Raw genomic sequence first — 1424 nt, 5'->3', positions numbered from 1 at the left:
GGTGATCGCGAGATCCACGTGCGGATCCGGTGACTCGAAGGGGATGCGGCGTCCGGCGCGCGCATCCATCGCGATGCCGCTGAGGATGCGATCGACCCAGTTCTCGTCGACCGGGGGTTCGGCTGCGACGACACGGCACCCCTGGACGATCTCCGCGGCTTCACACCGCCTCGAGTCGACCGCGACTGACACCCGCCGCGTATGTGCGGACGTCGGGCGGAACAGGTCGTCCCACCCCGGTAGACTGGGCGCGTGCTCACGGTCGCCGTTCTCATCTCGGGCACCGGCTCGAATCTTCGCGCCCTCCTCGAGGCCGCTCGTCATCCCGATTTCCCCGCCAGGGTGATCGTCGTCGGAGCCGACCGCGAAGCCGACGGGCTCGCTCACGCCGAGGAGTTCGGCATCCCCAGTTTCACGGTGCCGTGGCACGAGCACGACAGCCGCGAGGCGTGGGGCGAAGAGCTCGCGCGCCAGCTCGCCGTCTGGAACCCGGACCTCGTGGTCCTCAGCGGACTCATGCGTCTGCTGCCGCCGTCACTCGTCGCGCAGTACTCGCCGCGCCTCATCAACACCCATCCCGCATTCCTGCCCGAGTTCCCCGGTGCGCACGGCGTCCGCGATGCGCTCGCCTCCGGTGCGGCCGAGACCGGCGCCAGCGTCATCGTCGTCGACGACGGTGTCGACACCGGCCCGATCCTGGCCCAGGAACGAGTCCCGATCCTCGACGGCGACACCGAGCACAGCCTGCACGAGCGGATCAAGCCCGTCGAGCGCCGTCTGCTCATCGACGTCGTCCGCGCGATCGCCGACGGTGATCTCGCCCTCAGCCCTTCTTCCTGACCCCTCCACCCGACGCCCCCGCACGAAGGAGCCATCATGGCCGGCCCCCGCCACGACCCCACGCTCTACCGCGACCGCGACACCGTGCCGATCCGGCGCGCGCTCGTCTCGGTGAGCGACAAGACCGACCTGCTCGTCCTGGCCGCGGCTCTGGCCGATGCGGGTGTCGAGATCGTCTCGACCGGTTCGACGGCGTCGACCATCCGCGATGCGGGCTTCCCTGTCACAGACGTGGCCGCCGTCACGGGCGTCGCCGAGATGCTCGACGGACGCGTCAAGACGCTGCACCCCAAGATCCACGGCGGCCTTCTCGCCGACCTGCGCCTCGAGGACCATGAGCGCCAGCTCGCCGAGCTCGACATCACCCCCTTCGAACTGGTCGTCGTCAACCTCTACCCCTTCGTCGAGACCGTCGCCTCGGGCGCCGTCGGCGACGACGTGGTCGAGCAGATCGACATCGGCGGACCCGCGATGGTGCGTGCCGCAGCCAAGAACCACGCCAATGTGGCGATCGTCGTCTCGCCGCAGTCGTACCCCGGGATCATCGCAGCGCTCGCCCAGGGCGGCACCTCGGTCTCCCAGCG

Annotated in this window: 1 protein-coding gene and 2 pseudogenes; 2 read left to right on the top strand and 1 reads right to left on the bottom strand. The window is 69.9% G+C overall.

Going from position 1 to position 1424, the window contains the following annotated elements; translation table 11 throughout:
- Window positions 1-192 (bottom strand): annotated as a pseudogene (locus tag KZA10_RS15215) (hypothetical protein); the annotation flags it as partial.
- Window positions 193-252: 60 nt separating this feature from the next.
- On the opposite strand from KZA10_RS15215, the gene purN reads away from it, so the two are divergent.
- A complete protein-coding gene (purN, locus tag KZA10_RS15210) occupies window positions 253-840 on the top strand; it encodes a phosphoribosylglycinamide formyltransferase (RefSeq protein ID WP_017828325.1) in 588 nt (195 codons plus the stop codon).
- A gap of 36 nt (window positions 841-876) precedes the next feature.
- A pseudogene (gene purH / locus KZA10_RS15205) lies at window positions 877-1424 on the top strand (bifunctional phosphoribosylaminoimidazolecarboxamide formyltransferase/IMP cyclohydrolase); the annotation flags it as partial.

It is taken from the genome of Microbacterium sp. BF1 (assembly GCF_019279095.1).
Lineage (GTDB): Bacteria > Actinomycetota > Actinomycetes > Actinomycetales > Microbacteriaceae > Microbacterium > Microbacterium maritypicum.
The sequence above is the reverse complement of the archived record's forward strand: the minus strand, read 5'-3'. Positions and strand labels throughout refer to the sequence as shown.